Here is an 18,561-nt window from a genome sequence, read left to right on the forward strand (position 1 = left end):
TGCGACCTCGATCAGCGGAACTGGTACTGGGCGCTCAGGTAAGCGAAACGGCCGCGCGGGTCGGTGTAGCTCGGGTCATAGCCAGACAGGAAGAAGTAGGCCTGGTTGGAGTAGGGCGGGGTGGTGTTCAGCAGGTTCTTCACACCGGCGCGCAGGGTCAGGTCTTTCGTTGCGTTCCAGGCACCGGATAGGTCCCACAGCGAATAGGCCTTGACCTTGTTGGGCGCCACGATGGTGCCGGAATTGGTGTCGATGGCCGAGTTCTGGTCGGTGTAGGCGCTCGAGTAGGTGTTGCTCAAAGCCAGGCTGTAAGCGCCTTGCGACCAGTCCAGGGTCAGGCGATGGCGCCAGCGTTGCACCACGCCGTCGGTGACGAATTTGCCGAGGTTGCTGATGTAGTCGTCGCCGAAGCCGGTCTGCTTCTGCGACTTCAGCACCACGGTGCCGGCCAGGCGCACGCCGAACTCGCCGACGCTGCTCTTCAAACCCTTCAAGTCGATGCCGATGTCCAGGCCCGAGGCGCGCTGGCGACCCCGGTTTTCCTTGCGCAACTCGATGAAGCAGATGGTCGAGTCTTCAGGGTCATAGTCGCAGCCTGCCAGGCCTTCGTTCTCGTTCAGGCGGTGCACCAGGCTTTCGTACTTGGACAGGTTGCCGAGGATCACATCGTCACCGATGGTGCTGATCACGTTCTTCTTGGCAATATTCCAGTAGTCCAGGCTGACGGTCCACTGCGGATGCGGCTCGATGACGAGGCCAAAGCTGAACTGCTTGGAGGTCTCCGGCTTGAGCTTGGGATTGGCGTAGGTGCGGGTCTCCCAGAAGTCGGCGCAGGTGGAGAGGTCGTTGTCGTTTTCCTTCATGCAGACCGGGTCGGGCAGCACGGCGGTCTGGCCGGTCTTGACCGGGCGGTAGAGGTCGTTCAGCGAAGGCGCGCGGAAGCCGGTACCGGCCGATGCTCGCACCAGCAGCTGCTTGCTCGGTGAATAGCGCAGGCCGATCTTGGGGTTGGTGGTGGAGCCGACCACGTCGTAGTGGTCGTGGCGCAGGGCCAGTTGCACTTCCAGCTCTTTGCTGACGGGGGCGTTCAACTCGCCATAGACGGCCCAGACTTTGCGTGAGCTGTTGGTGAACTGGGCGTCGCCGGGTGTGCTGTCGCCGACGATGTTGTCGGAAAGCAGCAGGGCCGAGGCGGCCGAGCTGCCCTTTTCGCGCCGCACTTCGGCGCCGATGGCCAAGGCCATCTCACCGCCAGCCAGCTGGGTCAGGGCACGTGTGCCCTTGATGTCGAACACCTCCATCGTGCCCTTGGCGCTGCGCACTTCCTCATTGATCTGGTTGTTGCGCAGGAAGGCCAGGCCCTTGTCGCTTTGCAGGCCAAAGGGGTTGATGGTGCCGTCGGCAAAGGCAGCCATGGTCTTGTCGTAGAGCAGGTAGCCGGCCACATCACGGTCGGCCACCTTGTTGGTGCTGCGGTTGTAAGCCAAGTCGTAGTCCCAGCCGGCCGTGCTGCCGGTCAGACCCAGCACCACGCGCTGGCCCGTGCTGGTCAGCTCGCTGGCGCGTTTGCCGGCGTCGAGCAAGCGAGTGCGCACGGTGATGCTGCGGTCGTCAGGCAAGGCGTCAGCCAGGCCGGTGGCTGCCAGGGCCGGGATGCGGGCCACGTCGACTTCACCGTCGATACGATTGGAGGTGCCCACGTACCAGCTCTTGGAGCGAGTCAGCGCCGTTTCGACAAACACCTGGGTGCTGCTGTCGAGCTGGAACACGCCACGACCCAGGAAGCTGGCCTTGTCGGTCTTGGGGTAGAGCTCGATGTCACGCATGAAATCGTAGGTGCAGCCATCGACGCCGCCGATGCCCTCGGGCAGGTAAAGGGTGTGCGGTGGCTGGCAGCCCGGTGCGCTGAGATTGATGGTTCGGCCGCTGATGGTCTTGCCATTGATCTTGAAACCTTGATCTTGAAGGTAGTCCCGCTGATCGCGGCTCAGACGGATATTGGCTGGAAAACCGGCGGAGGACAGCAGGTGGGGCAGGCGTTCGGGGATCTTGAGGTCGGAGATGAACTGACGCTGCGAGGTGCTCAAGGCGTCGGTGCGCTGCAGGTCCAGCACACCGAAGAGATTGAAGCCGTCCCGACCGATATCGCCTGTGCCGCCGGCCAGCGAGGCACTGCGCTTGCCTGCGCCTCCTTCCTTGCTGGCACCGGCATAAGCGTCCAGTTGCACGCCCTGGTAGTCCTTGCGGGTGATGAAGTTGACGACGCCGCCGATGGCGTCGGTGCCGTAAATGGCCGAGGCGCCGTCCAGCAACACTTCCACACGCTGGATGGCGGCCATGGGGATGGTGTTCAGGTCCACGCCCGAGTCGTCACCGGGCGAGGCGAAGTTGGCCATGCGCCGGCCGTTCAGCAGCACCAGGGTGGAGGAGGTGCCCAGGCCACGCAGATTGGCCGAGTTGAAGCCCATCTGGTCCTTGAAGCCGCCGGTGCCGATGGACACGCCGTCAGTCAGGCTGTTGCTGGCAGCGCTGAGGCTGGCCACCAGTTCGGCTGCGGTGGTGATGCCGGCCTTGACGATGTCAGCCCGTGTGATCACCTGCACCGGCAGGGCAGTCTCTGACTCCAGGCGCTTGATGGCCGAGCCGGTCACTTCGACTCGGTTCAAGGTGCTGGGTGCTTCCTGGGCTTGAGCCAGGTTGCCGGCCAGGCCGGCGGCCGCCATCAGGGCTGCAAGGGCGGTGGCACGCAGAACGGGGGGGGGGCAAGCGCGGGGCTGGGTCATCTGTACTTCTCCCGGGGGTGTGAGGGGGCCGGCGCAGGCGCCGAGGCGCTGACAACCGGTCTTCCAATGAGGTTTCCGCGCCAGTCTAGGAAGCATGTGCCTGTCGGGCCATAGGGGATTCACGCTGCAGTCGCATCAGCGCAACTCAGGGTACCTATCTTTCGCTCAGCGTTCGCATAGCGTTCCAAGTGCCTTGGGCCTGGCCTCAGACTGACCGGTGCGGCGGCCCAGAGGCGGCCGTGCCATGATTCGTTCCGCCGTCGCATTTGTCGTCGTCTGTGTCGCCGCTGACTCCCTCCCTGTTAGCGGTGGCCAATCCACACAGTCTCCCAGGCCATGAACACCAAGCACGTTTCTGATTTTTTGATTTCCACCCTGGCAGCCGGTCTGCTGGTCACGGCGAGCCTGGGCGCCCAAGCCCAGGGTGGCACCGTGCACACCTTGAAGCCCGGCTCATTCGGCCCCGCCGGCACGGTGCTGGGTGCCACACCGCCGCCGCCGACCACGCCGGTCAAGGGCGTGCATGCGCCCTCGCCGGTGCCGGCCAAACCGGCCAGCTCGACGGCAGGCAACAATGCCGCGGCCGGCAATGCCTCAGGCCCCGGCCCGCTGGCCGCGGGCGAGGGCGCCATCAAGGGTTATGCCGTGCCCATCGGGGGGGCATTGAAGGCGGACAACGAAGACGTCTGGGGCCGCATCGTCCAACTGGCCGGCGGCAAGGGCGCGCGTTTTGTTGTCTTCGGCACGGCGGCCGAGGATCCCGAGGCCAGTGCCAAGACGGCGGTGGACATGCTGCAAAAACGCGGCGCCGTGGCCGAAGCCCTGCCGGTGGCGCCCAAGTTCAGCTGGGTGGACCTGAGCAAGGTGGTGCGCGACCCGTCCTTGATCGCCAAGGTCAAGAACGCCCGCGGTGTGTTTTTTACCGGCGGCTCGCAAGAGCGCATCGTTGACGTGCTGATGCCAGGCGGCCACAGCACGCCCATGCTGGAAGCCATCTGGGACGTGTACCGCCGCGGCGGCGTGGTGGCCGGCACCTCGGCGGGTGCCGCCATCATGAGCACGGTGATGTTCCGTGACGCGCCAAGCGTCATCAACATCATGAAAGGCAAGTGGGCCGAGGGCAAACAGATCGACCGCGGCCTGGGCTTTGTCGGGCCTGACCTGTTCGTGGACCAGCACTTCCTCAAGCGTGGCCGCTTCGGCCGCATGATCCCGCTGATGATGGCCAAGGGCTACAAGCTGGGCCTGGGCGTGGAGGAGAACTCGGCCGCTGTGGTGCATGGTGATGAAGTCGAGGTGATCGGCGACAAGGGCGCCTTGCTGGTGGACCTGACCGATGTGAAGACCGACCCGACCCTGGGCGCTTTCAATGTGACCAGCGCTCGCCTGAGCTATCTGGACCAGGGCGACCGTTACAACCTCAAGACCCGGCAGACCACGCCCGCGCCCATCAAGCTGCGCGGCGCCAAGCACGACCACATGGCGCCGGACTTCAAGCCCTACTTCACCGAAGAGCGCTTCGATCTGGACATGCTGGGCGACTCCACCATCGCCAATGCCATGACCTATCTGATCGACAGCAGCCGCAACGAGGTGCGCGGCCTGTCCTTCGACGTGCTGCCCAAGCCGGGAGACCCGGTGGCCGAGCTTGGTTTCTTGTTCCGCTTGTACAAGGGCAAGGGCAGTTATGGCTGGAGCACCGAGGAATGGGGCGGCGAGGAGTTCACCGTCGTCAACCTCTACCTCGACGTGACCCCGGTTCGCATGCCCCAGCCGCTGTACAGCCCCTGGCCAGGCCCGGACCGTGTCACTGGCCCGGCCCCCGAGCGGGGCGACGGGCCAAGCAAGTAAAAAGCAAGCCAGCCGCGATCAAAAAAAAGGGGCCGGGTGCGTGATGCACCCGGCCCTTTGCTTTCAGTCTTGCTGGCTTCAGCGGAAGCTGTAGTTCAGGCTCATGTAGAAGTTGCGGCCACGCGGGTCGGTGTAGGTCGGGTCATAGGTGGCGAGGAAGTAGTAGCCCTGGTTGGAGAAGGGCGGCTGCGTGTCCAGCAGGTTCTGGATGCCGGCGCGCAGCTTGAGCTGCTTGTTGATGCGCCAGGAGCCCGACAGATCCCACAACGAGTAGGCCTGCACGCTGCGGGCCGGCAGCAAGGCGCTGGTGTTGGGGTTGAAGGCGGTGTTGTGGTCGCGATAGCCCGAGTAATAGGTGTTGCCCAGGGTCAGGCCGTAAGGCCCCATATCCCAGTCGACCGACAGGCGGTGGCGCCACTTTTGGATCACCTGGTCGCTCAGGAACTGACCGGCGTTGTTCATGAAGGGCTCGCCCGCTCCGGGCTGGCGCTCGTACTTGAGCACATAGGTGCCGCTCAGCGAGGCGGTGAAGCGGCCCCAGCCTTCGGTCGCCTGGCGCAGGGTCATCTCCAGGTCCAGGCCCGAGGTGCGCAGCTCGCCCTGGTTGTCCTTCTTGAGCAGGATGGTGTCGATGAACTCGCCGAACTCGTCGCGCTTGACGAAGTCCTTGCCGTACTTGGGCAGGTTGCCCAGGATCACCTGTTCCGAGAGGTCGCTGATGACATCGGTCTTGCGGATCATCCAGTAGTCCAGGCTGGCGGTCGCGTCCTTGCTGGCCTCGAACACCACGCCGAAGGAGGCCTGTTTGGATTTCTCGGGCTTGAGCTTGGGGTTGCTGCGGCGCTCGACGCGCCATTGGTCCGTGCAGTCGGCCACCGAAAAGCCCTGGGCCACGCAGCCTGGGTCGGTCAGGAAGGCCGAGCTGCTGCCAAACGAGGTCGGGCGGGTCAGTTCGGTGATGGTGGGAGCCCGGAAGCCGGTGCCGGCCGAGCCGCGCAGCACCAGCTGCTTGCTCGGCTGCCAACGCACGCCGAGCTTGGGGTTCAGGGTGTCACCGACGCCGCTGTATTTGTCATAGCGCAGCGCGGCTTGCAGCTCCAGCGCTTTGCTCAGTGGTGCATTCAGCTCAGCAAACACGGCGCCGACCTTGCGGCTGTTGCTGCTGGCCACGGGCGCGTCACCGCGCGAGCTGCGGTCGCCCTGGATGTTGTTGGTCAGCAGCAGGGCCGAGGGGGTGAACTCGGTCACCTCGCGGCGCAGCTCGGCGCCCACGGCCAGGCCCAGGTCGCCGCCTTCCATGGTCAACAGGCTACCGCTCAGTTTGAAGTCCAGGGTGGTGGTCGTGCCCTTGGAGCGGCGCGATTCATCTTGCACGCGGATGCTGTTCAGCAAGTCCTTGCCGGCCTGTGGCGAAGGGCCGAAGGGGTTGATCTTGCCGGTGCGCACGCCGGCCACGAACTCGTTGTAAAGGAAGTAGCCGTCCTTGATGGCGTCGGTCGAGCGGTTGACGGCGCGGTTCAGGGCGATGTCATAGTCCCAGCCGCCGAACAGGGGCAGGCTGCCGCTGGCGCCCACCACCAGGCGTTCGGCCTCGCTGGTCACTTCGTTGCTTCGGTTGCCGGCTTCGCTGACGCGCTGGCGGACGTCCACATTGCCGCCGAAGGGCAGGGGCTTGCTCAGGAAGGGGTTGATGGCGCTGGTCGGCACCGCGGTGATTTCGATCGGGTTGGGGCTGGCCACGTACTGGGTCGTGGTTTTGCTCTTCAGCAGTTCAGCAAAGAGTTGGTGCTGCTCGTTCAGCTGAAAGACACCGCGGCCCAGGAAGGCCAGCTTTTCCGACTCGGGGTAGAGCTCGGTGTCCTGCATGTAGTCGAAGCTGCAGGCCTCGGACAGGTTGTCGGGCGCGTAGACCGTGGCCGGCGGATTGCAGGCCGGGGCCGAGAGGTTGATCGTGCGCTGGGTCAGCGGTTTGCCGTTGAAGTTGAAGCCGGCGGCATTGAGCGCATCGAGCTGCACCTTGCGTGCGGCTGCCCGGCTGGCCAGGCGGATGTTGCCGGGGTAGGTGCGGCTGCTCATGTAGAAGGGCAGGGTGCTGGCCAGCGGGCGCTCCTTCAGGAAGTCGCGCTCGCTGCTGCGCAGGGCGCCGAGTTTTTGCGCGTCGATCACGCCGAAGACATTGAAGCGGTCCTTGGCCAGGTCACCAAAGCCACCGCCCAGCGAGGCGGCCGTCTTCTCGGCGCCACCCTCTTGCGTGCGCGAGGCGTAGACGTTCACATCAGCACCGCGGTAGTCCTTGCGGGTGATGAAGTTGATGACGCCGCCGATGGCGTCGGTGCCGTAGATGGCCGAGGCGCCGTCCTTGAGGATCTCCACCCGCTCGATGGCGCCGGCCGGGATGTTGTTCAGGTCTACGCCTGAGTTGTCGCCGGGCGATGCGAAGTTGGCCATGCGTCGGCCGTTCAGCAGCACCAGGGTGCTGGAGACGCCGATGCCGCGCAGATTGGCGCCGTTGAAGCCGCGCTGGCCGCCGGTGCTGTCGGTGATGGAGGCGCCGTCTGTCAGGCCGGCGGCGTTGCCGCTGATGGACTTCATGATTTCGGCCGCCGTGGTGGCGCCGGTCTTGTCGATGTCGCTGCGCTTGAGGGTCTGCACCGGCAAGGCGGTCTCGCCCTCCAGGCGCTTGATGCTGGTGCCGGTGACTTCCACGCGCTCCAGTTTGGCTTCCTGGGCCTGGGCGGTGCTCAAGAGCTGGCTGCCGAGCAGCAGCATCGCGGCCTGGGCCAGGCGCTGGGTTTGAAATCGATGGGGGCTGCGGGGTTTGATCATGGCGGGGCCTTTTGGGGAGGGTGAACAGGTGAACAGGTGAATGGGTGAGTCGTTGGGTGACAGGTTGGAACGGACTCTAGAAGTGGCCCACATGACTTGCCTATGGGGTTTTGGCGCCTCGGTCGCTTGCGTGTAAATGCATGTCGCAAGCGCGCAAACCTCGATGAACAGGGGGCAAACGCGCTTGCATGGATGCGACACGCACTTGCGCTTTGCGTCCTTTGCAGGCGCTGCAGCGGGCCAACCCGCTGGTTTTGCGGCGCCCGCGCTGACAGACTGGCGCCATGCAAACCCCAAGCCACTCCATCGCACTGGGCCCTCGCGCCCCAGGCCGCCGTCGCTTTCTTCTGGCCTCGCTGTTGGCCAGCGCGGGCCTCTTCGCCATGCCCGGCCATGCACACGCGCAGACCTCAGTCGAAACTGCGCCGCGCGGTACGGCCATCGTCATCGGTGGCGCCCTGAAGTACGACAACGACGCGGTCTGGAAGCGCATCGTTGACGAGGCCGGCGGCCCCGGCGCGCGCTTCGCCGTGTTCGCCACGGCCGCCGCCAACCCCGAGCGCAGCGCCGGGCAAATCATCGAAGCCTTGCAGCGCCAGGGCGCACGCGCCGAGCACATCCCCGTGGCGCCGCGCCTGGCCGGCAGCGATGTGACTGCCTCGGTGCGCGACCCGGCCTTGCTGGCCAAGGTGAATGCGGCGCAAGGCGTGTTCTTCTCGGGCGGCGCGCAAGAGCTGATCGTCGACAGCCTGCAGCCCGGCGGCCAGCCCACGCCCATGCTCGATGCCATCTGGTCGCTTTACCGGCGCGGTGGCGTGGTGGCCGGCAGCAGCGCCGGCGCGGCCATCATGAGCAGCACCATGTTCCGCGACGCGCAGGACTCGCTCAAGGTGCTCAAAGGCCAGCTGCGCCGCGGCCAGGAGGTGGACCGCGGCCTGGGCTTTGTCGGCCCCCATCTCTTCATCGACCAGCATTTCCTCAAGCGTGGCCGCATCGGCCGCCTTCTGCCCCTGATGCAGGCCGAGGGCTATCGCCTGGGCCTGGGCGTGGAAGAGAACAGCGCGGCGGTGATCAAGGGCGAGTCGTTGGAGGTGATCGGCGCGCGCGGCGTGCTGCTGGTGGATTTGAGCGAGGCCAGCCGCGATGCGCGCCTGCCGGCCTTCAACATCCGCGGTGTGCGTCTGAGCTTTCTCGACCGCGGTGACCGCCATCACCTGGGCAGCGGCGAGACCACGCCCTCGGCCGCCAAGCGCGCCGGCCACAAGATCGACCCGCGCGCGCCGAACTTCAAACCCTTTTTCACCCAGCAGCCTTTCCTGATGGACATGTTGGGCGACAACACGATTGCCAACGCCATGGCCCAGCTGATCGACAGCCCCTTTCCGGACTTGCTGGGCCTGGCCTTTGCTGGGCCGCGCTCGGTGCCTGCATCGGCATCGGCAGCGAGCGCAACGGGCAGTGAGCCGGACAGCGAGCTGGGCTTTGAGTTCCGCCTCTACAAGGGCCCCGACAGCCTGGCCTGGTTCACCGGCACCATGGGCGGCGAGGACTACACCGTTCTGAATTTGCGCCTCGATGTGCTGCCAGTGCGGGTGCAGCAGCCCTTCTACAAGGCCATCAGCCCCATACCTTGAGCTGAGCCTGCACCGCCCCCGCGCGGACATTTCCCTTGGATCTTTCGATCTCGGCCCTGGGCTCTTGCCCAGCCGAGCTGGGCAGGGCTGTGCCAGCCCAACTCACCCAAGCACTTTCACATCTTCATCCACACCCTCATGCGCCGCCACGTTCATGCCCTACCGCCGGCCCATGCCGGCAGCGCCCGCCAGCTGCACAGCCTGCACTTCGGTGCGGGCCTCAGCGGCCGCAAGGTCTACATCCAGGCCTCGCTCCATGCCGACGAGGTGCCGCCCATGCTGGTGGCCCATCATCTGAAGGCCCTCCTGCTGGAGCTGGAAGCGGCCGGCCAGCTGCCCGGCGAGATCGTGCTGCTACCTCTGGCCAACCCCATCGGCCTGGCCCAGGAGCTGCAGGGCACGTCCTTCGGCCGCTTCGATCTCAGCACCGGCGTCAATTTCAACCGTGGCTATCAACACCTGACCCCGGCGCTGCTGCCGCGTCTGCAGGGGCAGCTGGGCGCCGATGCCGCGGCCAATGTGCGCACGGTGCGCGCGGCCGCCCAGGCCCTGCTGGCCGAGCAGCCCGCTGCCACCGAGACCGAGGCCCTCAAGCGCCTGCTGCAAAGCCTGGCCCTGGACGCCGATGTGGTGCTGGACCTGCACTGCGACAACCAGGCCGTGCTCCATGTCTACACCGGCACGCCCTTGGCCTCGGCCCTGGCGCCGCTGGCTGCACGCCTGGGTGCCCAGGCCTATCTGATCTCGCGCGAGTCGGGGGACGACCCGTTTGACGAATCCCTGGCCCGCCACTGGTGGGAGTTGGCCGAGCATTTCGGCCCGGCCACGCCTCTGCCCCTGGCTTGCCTGGCCGCCACGGTGGAGCTGCGCGGCGAGACCGAGGTTTCGCACGAGCTGGCCGCGGCCGATGCCGCCGCCCTGATCGAGTTCCTGCGCGACACCGGCGATGTGACGGACCGACCTCCTGCCGCGTTGGAGGGCCTCGCTTGCCCGGCCACGGCGCTCGAGGCGGTGGAGCCCATCGTCGCGCCCCATGCTGGCGTGCTGGTCTTCCTCAAGGCGCCCGGTGATCGCGTCGCCGCTGGCGAGGCCGTGGCCGAGCTGATCGATCCTTTGAGCGAGCAGCGCAGCCTGCTCTTTGCCCGCGCCGCGGGCCTGATGTTCGCCCGTGTGTCTCGGCGTTATGCCAGCGCCGGCATGCGGGTCTGCAAGGTCGCAGGCGCCATTCCATTTCGCAGCGGCAAGCTGCTTTCCATGTGAGCCCGGCCATGTCCATGCCCATCACCCCTGCGAACCCCGCAAGCACCACCGCCACCCCCGCCAAGCCTCTCAAGTTTCCCAACACCTTTGTCCTGCTGTTCGCCCTGCTGGCCCTGATCGCCCTGGCCACCTGGGTGCTGCCCGGCGGCCAGTACCAGACCGAGCTGGTTGATGGCAAAAAGGTGATCGTGGCCGATTCATTCCGCCACATCCCCAGCCAGCCGCAAGGCCTGGTGGCCTTGATGACGGCGCCGATCAAGGGTTTCGTTGAGGCGGCCCTGATCATCGGCTTTGTGCTCATCGTCGGCGGCGCGTTCTCGGTGCTTCAGCGCAGCGAGGCCATCGACGCGATGATCAAGTCCGTGGCCCGCGCCCATCGGCACTCGGCTCTGGTGCGCGCCGGCCTGATCCCCCTCTTCGTTGGCCTGTTCTCCCTGGGCGGCGCCACCTTCGGCATGGCCGAGGAGGCGATTCCCTTTGTGCTGATCTTCATCCCCCTGGCCTTGGCGCTGAAGTACGACAGCATCGTCGGCGTGGCGATTCCCTTCGTCGGCTCGCAGATCGGCTTTGCCACGGCCTTTCTCAACCCTTTCAATGTCGGTGTGGCCCAGAACATTGCCGGTGTGCCCATGTTCTCGGGCCTGGGCTACCGCCTGGTCTGCTGGCTGATCTTCACCACGGTGACCATCGCCTTTTTGATGTGGTACGCGGCCCGCGTGCAGCGCGATCCGCGCTTGAGCCCCTGCTACGAGCAAGACCTGGAGCGCCGCCGCCATCTGGACCTCAGCAGCTTCGAACAGTTCGAGGGCCTGCAGCCACGCCACAAATTGGTGCTGGGCCTGTTCGTTCTGAGCCTGCTGTCCATGATCGTCGGCGTGGTGCGCTTCGGTTGGTACATCGAGGAGATCGCGGCCCTGTTCCTGGTGATGGCCCTGGCCGTCGGCCTGGTGGCGCGGCTCTCGGCCGAAGACTTCGTTGCCGCCTTCATGCAAGGCGCCAAAGACCTGGTCAGCACTGCCCTGGTGATCGCCCTGGCCAAGGCCACCGTGGTGCTGATGCGCGACGGCCACATCATCGACACCGTGCTGCACAGCCTGGTGCCCCTGGTGGAATCGAGCAGCCCCATCTTCTCGGCGCAAAAGATGTTTTTGATCCAGTCAGTGATCAACTTCTTCATCCACTCCGGCACCGGCCAGGCGGCCCTGACCATGCCGGTGATGGCGCCGCTGGCCGATCTGGTGGGTGTGAGCCGGCAGACCGCCGTACTGGCTTTTCAGTTCGGTGAGTTGACCACGCCGGTCATCCCCACCTCGGGCATCACGGTCGGCGTGCTGGCCCTGGCCGGCATCCCCTGGACCAAATGGGCGCGCTGGATGATCCCTTTGCAGCTGGCCTATCTGGTGCTGGCCCTGGGTTTGTTGGCCCTGGCGAGTTCCATGTCATGGCAGTGAAGCAGGCTGCTTGATTGCCGGTCATGGCCTCAGGGCGCGGGCGGGCCGGTGACGAAGGCAGGCAGCAAGGCCGTGACCATGTGGATGCGCTGCTGCGACTGCGCCCACAAAGCGCCGCTGGCAAAGGCGGCTGGCCGGCCTTGCTTCGGGTCCAAGTGCAGCAGCAGCTCGCGCCCCACGTCTGCATCGTTGAACTGGCCCAGCAAGTCCTGCAACGCGCTGAGCTGCGTCGGCTGGCCGGCAATTCTTGCAATAGCAAAGGACTGGAAGAACCCATGCGCGTAACGAAGCTTTTTGACGGCAATGCGTAGCCGGTGCCACTCCTCTGCGCGGGCTGGGTCCGGCAAGCTCTGGATCTGCTGGCTCAGCTTCTGGCTGCGCAGCGTCAGCATCGCTTGTGCCGCATCCTCCAGCGGCATGCCCAGCTCCTCGGGCCTGGGCGATTCAGCGCGCCAGCCGCGCCGTTTGAGCCAGCGCTGCAGACCGATCAGCAAGCCCTGGTATCGCTCCGAGTCCAAGGCCTGCACGGCTTTGCGACGCCGCTTTTGGGCCAGACCCGCTGCGGCGTCTTGCAGCTTGCCCAGGTCCTCGACGCCGGCGCAGGCCAGCGCCAGGGCGGGCAAGGTCGTGTGGGCCAGGACCTCGGCATCGCGCACCGCGCCCAAGCGTTGGCCCAACCAGCGGAGATCATGGGCCAGAGCCTGCGGCAGAGGGATCCAGGGTTTGAACAGACTCAGGGCTGAACGCAGACGGCGCAATCCGACGCGGATCTGGTGCACAAACTCGGGGTCGCTGCTGAACTTCAGGCCGGCCTCATTGGCGCGAATCTGGCGCAAGCAGTGGCGTGCGATCAGGGCGAAACCGCCTTCCAGGTCGAGGCCGGCAGGCAGCACGAGGGGCCTGGCTTTGTTCGCTGATTTCGCTTGGGGCATGGAGCGTCCGAGGGGTGAGGCTTGCGCTGTGGGTGTGTCTCAGGCCAGGCTTGTCGCGCCGCGCGCAGCTCAGCCTGTCGCTGCTTTCGTTCTGAGGGCCAAACTTGGAAGGCAGGCCCAGAGTGTGCGCCATCGTGACACTTCACTCCGGCGCCGCTGCCAAGGCCCCGTGTTGGCTCGGATGTTCCAGCGTTCCCGGTGTGGCCAGCGAGATTTGCCATGCTGAGCTGCCTTACAGTCCAGGCGGTGAACAGCACTGCCTATTCCGCCTTGCCAGTCGAAGCCGGCGCCCCCACGGCGGCGCTGCGGCGCTGCGGCTTGCTCGTCATGCCCGGTGCTTCGCTGCTGGCCTTGGCCGGCGTGCTGGAGGCCTTGCAGGCGGCCAATGGCTTGCAGCCAGAGGCGCGCTATGAGGTTCAGCTGCTCTCTTTAGACGGTGCGCCTGCTGCCTGCTCCGGCCAGCTTTTGAGCCCGCAAGCCTGGGCGGCGGCGCTGCCCCTGCTGGCGCCCGAGCGAGCCTGGGATTTGCTGTTGGTGTTCAGCGGCGAGTCGCTGCCGGCCGATGCTGCGCTCTTGCTCGCGCTTCAGACCCAGGCTGCCTCGGGCGTGGCCCTGGCCGGTGTGGACGGCGGCAGCGCCTTGCTGGCCGAGGCCGGCCTGCTCAGCGGCCAGCGCGCCACGGTCAAAGGCGCCTGGATCGATGCCTTGCAAGAGGACTGGCCCGAGGTGGTCTGGAGCGACAAGGTCTGGGAGATGAACGCCGAGGCCAGCCGCATGAGCTGCGCCGGCGGCAGCGCCAGCCTCGACCTGATGGTCGCCTGGCTGGGCCGGCGCCACGGTGAGCGCTTCGCGCAAGACCTGACCCTGGCCCTGGGCCTGGAGCGCGCGCGTGGCCGCGACGAACGCCAGCGCCGCGCCGTGGCCGAACAGCGCGGCGGCAGCCCCAAGCTGGCCGAAGCCCTGAGCCTGATGGAGGCCAATCTGGCCGAGCCCCTGCCGACCGAGGAGGTGGCGCGTCTGGTGGGCGTGTCACGGCGCCAGCTGGAGCGTCTGTTCAAACAGCATCTCGACGCGCTGCCCTCGCGCTACTACCTGGAGCTGCGCCTGAACCGAGCGCGCCGCCTGCTGCAGCAGGGCAGCCAATCGATTCTGCAAATCGGCCTGAGCTGCGGCTTTTCCTCGGGCCCGCATTTTTCAAACGCCTACAAAGCCCATTTCGACAAGACGCCGCGCGATGAGCGCAGCCAGCGAGCCGCGGCCTGGCGCCGCCCGGCAGGAGAGAGCCCCCCATGAATGTCACTGAGCCGCACGATCTGCGCGAGCTTGTCTTGCGCCCGGTGGCGCTGTCCGACCTGGCGGCACTGGAGCGCATTGCCGCGGCCAGCGCGCATGGCATCGGCTCGCTGCCGCATGACCGTGAGCAGCTGCGCCAGCGCATCGCGCATTCGATCGAGTCCTTTGCCAGCGCCGACGATGCCAGCGGTGAAGAGCGCTATCTCTTTGTGCTGGAAGACCTGGCGCGCGCCCAGGTGGTCGGCTGCAGCGGCATCGCCGCCAGCGCTGGTTTTCACGACCGCTTCTACAGCTACCGCAATGAGTTCGTGGTCCACGCCAGCGCCGCCCTGGGCGTGAGCCGGCGCCTGCACACCTTGCATCTGTGCCACGACCTGACCGGCTACACCTTGCTGACCTCGTTCTACATCGACCCGGCCTATGCCGAAGGCCCGGCGCCGCAGCTGCTCTCGCGTGCCCGCTTGCTGTTCATCCTGCGCCATCTGGAACGCTTCAACGACCGCATCGCGGCTGAGAGCCCGGGCCTGGCCGACGAAGCCGGGCAAAGCCCTTTTTGGGACGCCGTGGGCCGGCGCTTCTTCGACATGGACTATCCGCAGGCCGAGGCCGTCACCGGCGGGCGCAGCAAGTCCTTCATCGCCGACCTGATGCCGCAGTCGCCCATCTATGTGCCCCTGCTGCCCGAGGCTGCGCAGTTCGCCATCGGCCAGCTGCACCCGGTGGGCGAGCTGCCGTTTTCCATCCTGCAGGACGAGGGCTTCGACGCCGACAGCTATATCGACATCTTCGACGGCGGCCCCACGGTCGAGGCCAGCCTGCATCTGCTGCGCAGCGTGCGCCACACCCGCGAGCTGGCCGTGCAAGCCGATGCCATGGCCCTGGGCCAGCCGGTCTGGCACCTGGCCGTCAACAGCGCCCGGCCCGGCTTTCGTGCCGTGCTGGCCGAGCTGCCGCCGGCCGCCCAGGCCCTGGCGCCCGGGCATGAAGTCGTGCAACGCCTGGGCCTGAACGAGGGCCAAAGCCTGTGGGTGACGCCGCTGCAGCCCGACGCCCTGGAAAGGAGCCGGTCATGACCGAGATCGGAAGCTTGCGTTCCTGGCGACCCGAAGACGCGGCCCAGATTCGGGCGGCCGGTTGGCGCAACCAGACCGGTGCCACCCTGCAGCTGGACGCACCGGCCGAGCAATGGCTGCTGCTGGCGGACCCGTCAGACGACCGGCCCCTGGCCTGCTTGCGCCTGGTCGAACGCCTGGGTTTGGCGCCCCTGCCGCGCTACAGCTACCACCTGGGCCAGATCGTCCATGCCGCCTCCGAATTGGGCTTGTTCCGCGCCCAGCCGACCTTGCTGCTGGGCAATGACCACACGGGCGAGAGCGAGCTGGCCGATCTGGCCTGCGCGTCGGAGCTGGACGCTTCGCAACAGCAGGCCGCCCTGGTGCAGCTCATCGACGCCGCACTCCAGCGCATCTCCGCCCAGCGTGATCGTTATGGCCGCCAGCTGGTGCTGGAGCTGGCCGGCCCGCGCGATGCGTCGGGCGCCTCACCCTTCTGGCTGGGCCTGGGCGCGAACTTCTACAGCGGCGACCCAGTGGCCGCTGAGGTGCAGCTGGGCGAGGCGTGGCGCAGCCACCTCGCCGCGCTGCTGCCACGGCAGACCTTGTACCTGTCCTTCCTGAGCGCCGAGGCGCAGGCTGCGGTGGGGCAGGTGGGGGCCAGCGGCTTGGTTGCAGAGGCCGCTGCCGCCTCGCTGGGCTTTGCCGATTCCAGCCATGTGCGGATTGATGATGGCGGGCCGGTGTGGGGGTTGCGGCTGGCCTGAGGGAAGGGTGGACGGGGCGTGTCGCCTACGCCGTCGAGTGCGGCTGCCCCCTGACCGGGACTGTTGTCTGCATGGTGTGCGTGCAGGGAGCGGCGGGCAGGGACGCAAAGGAGCCGGTCGGCCTTCAGTCGTCAGTGGCAGCAATGTGCCCACAGCAGTCACCTGAAACAAGCGCCAGGGCAGCCTCAGGGTAGCCCAATACCTCCTCGGTTTTGAATTTGCCCAATGCATTCGCGCCGGGAGCCCTTGAATACCCATGCTTCTATGCCCGGCTCTAGGGTCCGATGCTGGGAGTCATTCGGTTGAACCTACTATCGGAAGAAGCAAGCCCAGCAGAACGGTCGATGCAAGCAAGAATGGACTTGAACAATAGGGCGTAGTTTCAATTTCAAAGCATAGGCGACCGGAGTTTCCTGTGACAACCTACACAGAGACCCGATATGTCCTCGCATTTACCTTCTTTGATTGAACGCTCTAACTGGCTGAAGGCGCAATGGCATCTCTACGGGGAAGCACCTTGCTCAGCTGAAGCTCTGATCGAACCCGCCCTGCGCTTGTATGAAGATCAGGTGCTGATGGAACGGCCCAGCGAATTCGGGGTATTGCTGACGCTGTTCCTCTGTGAATTGTTGCAGCAGGTCCACCGCCGCGAGGAAGTGGCCACGCTTGTAGAGCGAGCACTGGCTTGGGCCGGGCTTGACATTTCCAGGCGGGAGAAGGTTGCCCTCTTGAGTTGGCAATGCCGTATGCATTCATTCTTTCAGCGTCAGGAAGAAGCTTTGACCTCCCTGGCGCAATTGAGCGAACTGACGCGAAACGAAAATGACCCACTGCTGTTGGCGCAGCACCGCCGCGTCTTGGCTATGTCACTCTTTGCGCAGCGTGAATACCGACACTCGATTGAGCTGTACCGAGAAACCATTGAGCTGTACCGTCTCTCAGGCGATGTGTGCGGATGGATTGGCCTTTTCACGCTGATTGCCCAACTCCATCGTAGATTGGGCGAGCGCGATGCAATGCTTGCGGCCTATATCGACTGCGTCGCCGGGGCTGTCGCACAACGTCGTTGGGTCGAGGCGAGCAATGCCAGCACCGGAGTCGCAGAGGAGTATGCCGAACGCGGTGAGCATGCGCTCGCCGAGCGGGCGTTGAAGGATGCCCGCGACCTCGCTGGCCGAGCCAGCACGCTTCCAGTTTGGATGGAGTTGGAACTTTGCGCCACCGAGGCCGTTCTTTGTGCGCTCAAAGAGGATAAGGCTGGCGCAGTCGTTTTAATGCGTAAAGCCATCGAATCCGGCAAGGCTCTCGGGTGGCGCGACATGTCCCAACGCCTGCGTCAAATCGTGCCCTGGCTATTGGAATTGCGGCAGGGCGAGGAAGCGGTAGCGGCACTGGAGCGCGCCCATGGCTTGGAGTTGGAGGCTGCGCATGAGGTCGGGCGCAAACACATGGCCATCCAGCTCAGGCTGCTGGAAGTAGACCATGCCAAAGCCGAGCAAGCTCGCAGTGCGACTCACGCAAGCGAATTGGCTGCTCGAAACCAAGCGCTGGAGCAGGCGCTGGCTAAACAATATGAATTGCAGACCGAGTTGATCGAGGCCAGCAAACTGGCCACACTGGGCAGCTTGCTGGCAGGCATGTCGCATGAGCTCAACACGCCTTTGGGCACCACGCTGGTCGCCGTCAGCACCTTGGCTGATATGAGCCGACAGCTTGGCAACCAAGTGCGCCAGGGAACAATCTCGCGCAAGGGCTTTGAGCGTGACATTGGCGCCTGCGAGCAGGGCGCCGAACTCGCTCGGCGCAGTGTCGAGAGCGCGATCAAATTGATTGAAAGCTACCAGCAGCTCAATGCAACGCACAGCCACGAACATTGGGTCGAAGTGCAACTGGACGAAGTGATCCGGGCGACATGGGACCGCAGCATTGATCCGCGCAGCCCATTGCGCATAGAAGTCGATGCAAACCTGTGCGTATCGGTACACCTTGAGGCCTTCACTGAAGTGCTAAGGCAACTGCTTCAGAACGTCGAGCGGCATGCCTACGCCGTCGATGAGCCTGGTGTGGTGCAGGTGCAAGCCTGCGTTGATGGTGAGCAAATTCTGCTGACGGTTAGCGACACCGGCAGGGGCATAGACCCCGAACTGTTGCCGCGTGTTTTCGACCCGTACGTCACCAGCCAATTTGGCAAGGGACGCAGCGGTCTTGGCCTGTTTGTAGCCAGAGCGGCAGCAGGTCAAAAGATGCTCGGCAAGCTGCGTGTGCAAAGCGAACTTGGTTTGGGCAGCCGATTTGAACTCGTCTGGCCCTCCACACCGGCAAGCCTGTAAGTTTGTCTCAAATACGGTGAAGAAAAATGGGGCCGGCTCATTTCAAAGGACCAGAGTTGGGCATATCCAAACCCTGTTTACTTTTTCGCCTGGAAAGCTTGGAATAGCAAAGGGTTGGACCCGGTGTGGCGGAAGTCAGCAATGGGCACCTTGCTGCCGCTCAATCTGGGCGCCTGAATGACCGGACCTGGCCTGCGGATCACCTGGGTTAGTACATGGGATTCGCAAAGACGATGGAACCGCCCGCCGGGTGAACCGCATGCGCTATCCAGGCCACAGGGCTGAGCAATTTCTGTGTGGTTCGAGCAATGCGGGGCGCTGCAGGCCGGAGTCGCATAGAGCCAAGTCCTGAATCGGCAAGCGTTTCGAGCCCAACGCTTCA

Annotated in this window: 11 protein-coding genes; 8 read left to right on the forward strand and 3 right to left on the reverse strand. The window is 65.3% G+C overall.

What is annotated here, in order from left to right; translation table 11 throughout:
• Positions 1–11 precede the first annotated feature (11 nt).
• Positions 12–2,783: a TonB-dependent receptor gene (locus tag LNV23_RS10610; protein ID WP_263562953.1), complete on the reverse strand. Its 2,772-nt coding sequence runs from the start codon at positions 2,781–2,783 to the stop codon at positions 12–14.
• 336 nt (positions 2,784–3,119) lie between these two features.
• Here LNV23_RS10610 and LNV23_RS10615 point away from each other — a divergent pair, with 336 nt between their 5' ends.
• Positions 3,120–4,634, forward strand: a complete 1,515-nt coding sequence (locus tag LNV23_RS10615; RefSeq protein ID WP_263562954.1) for a cyanophycinase — start codon at positions 3,120–3,122, stop codon at positions 4,632–4,634.
• 78 nt (positions 4,635–4,712) lie between these two features.
• On the opposite strand, the gene LNV23_RS10620 is transcribed toward LNV23_RS10615, so the two are convergent.
• Complete coding sequence (locus LNV23_RS10620; RefSeq protein WP_263562955.1) at positions 4,713–7,460, reverse strand: TonB-dependent receptor; 2,748 nt, start codon at positions 7,458–7,460, stop codon at positions 4,713–4,715.
• Between the two features lie 284 nt (positions 7,461–7,744).
• On the opposite strand from LNV23_RS10620, the gene LNV23_RS10625 reads away from it, so the two are divergent.
• The 3 genes from LNV23_RS10625 to LNV23_RS10635 all read left to right on the forward strand — a co-directional run bounded on the left by LNV23_RS10625 (position 7,745) and on the right by LNV23_RS10635 (position 11,805).
• The gene (locus LNV23_RS10625) at positions 7,745–9,094 is read left to right on the forward strand and encodes a cyanophycinase (RefSeq protein ID WP_263562956.1); all 1,350 of its coding nucleotides are present in this window, start codon (positions 7,745–7,747) and stop codon (positions 9,092–9,094) included.
• A gap of 138 nt (positions 9,095–9,232) precedes the next feature.
• On the forward strand, positions 9,233–10,354 hold the full coding sequence (locus LNV23_RS10630) for a M14 family metallopeptidase (protein ID WP_263562957.1): 1,122 nt from the start codon (positions 9,233–9,235) through the stop codon (positions 10,352–10,354).
• A gap of 8 nt (positions 10,355–10,362) precedes the next feature.
• Complete coding sequence (locus tag LNV23_RS10635) at positions 10,363–11,805, forward strand: YfcC family protein (protein ID WP_263562958.1); 1,443 nt, start codon at positions 10,363–10,365, stop codon at positions 11,803–11,805.
• Positions 11,806–11,834: 29 nt separating this feature from the next.
• Here LNV23_RS10635 and LNV23_RS10640 read toward each other — a convergent pair whose 3' ends face one another.
• Entirely contained in the window at positions 11,835–12,698 is an 864-nt protein-coding gene (locus tag LNV23_RS10640) for a CHAD domain-containing protein (protein WP_263562959.1), read from the reverse strand.
• A gap of 285 nt (positions 12,699–12,983) precedes the next feature.
• On the opposite strand from LNV23_RS10640, the gene LNV23_RS10645 reads away from it, so the two are divergent.
• From LNV23_RS10645 to LNV23_RS10660, 4 genes are all read left to right on the forward strand, one after another.
• On the forward strand, positions 12,984–14,030 hold the full coding sequence (locus LNV23_RS10645) for a GlxA family transcriptional regulator (protein ID WP_263562960.1): 1,047 nt from the start codon (positions 12,984–12,986) through the stop codon (positions 14,028–14,030).
• Positions 14,027–15,103: an arginine N-succinyltransferase gene (gene astA / locus LNV23_RS10650; protein WP_263562961.1), complete on the forward strand. Its 1,077-nt coding sequence runs from the start codon at positions 14,027–14,029 to the stop codon at positions 15,101–15,103. Before LNV23_RS10645 ends, astA begins: the two co-directional genes overlap by 4 nt.
• The gene (locus LNV23_RS10655) at positions 15,100–15,849 is read left to right on the forward strand and encodes an arginine N-succinyltransferase (RefSeq protein WP_263562962.1); all 750 of its coding nucleotides are present in this window, start codon (positions 15,100–15,102) and stop codon (positions 15,847–15,849) included. Before astA ends, LNV23_RS10655 begins: the two co-directional genes overlap by 4 nt.
• A gap of 440 nt (positions 15,850–16,289) precedes the next feature.
• Positions 16,290–18,179, forward strand: a complete 1,890-nt coding sequence (locus tag LNV23_RS10660; protein ID WP_263562963.1) for a sensor histidine kinase — start codon at positions 16,290–16,292, stop codon at positions 18,177–18,179.
• Positions 18,180–18,561 lie beyond the last annotated feature (382 nt).

Origin of the sequence: Kinneretia sp. DJ1R-11, assembly GCF_025717595.1 — a bacterium.
Classification (GTDB): Bacteria; Pseudomonadota; Gammaproteobacteria; order Burkholderiales; family Burkholderiaceae_C; genus Paucibacter_A.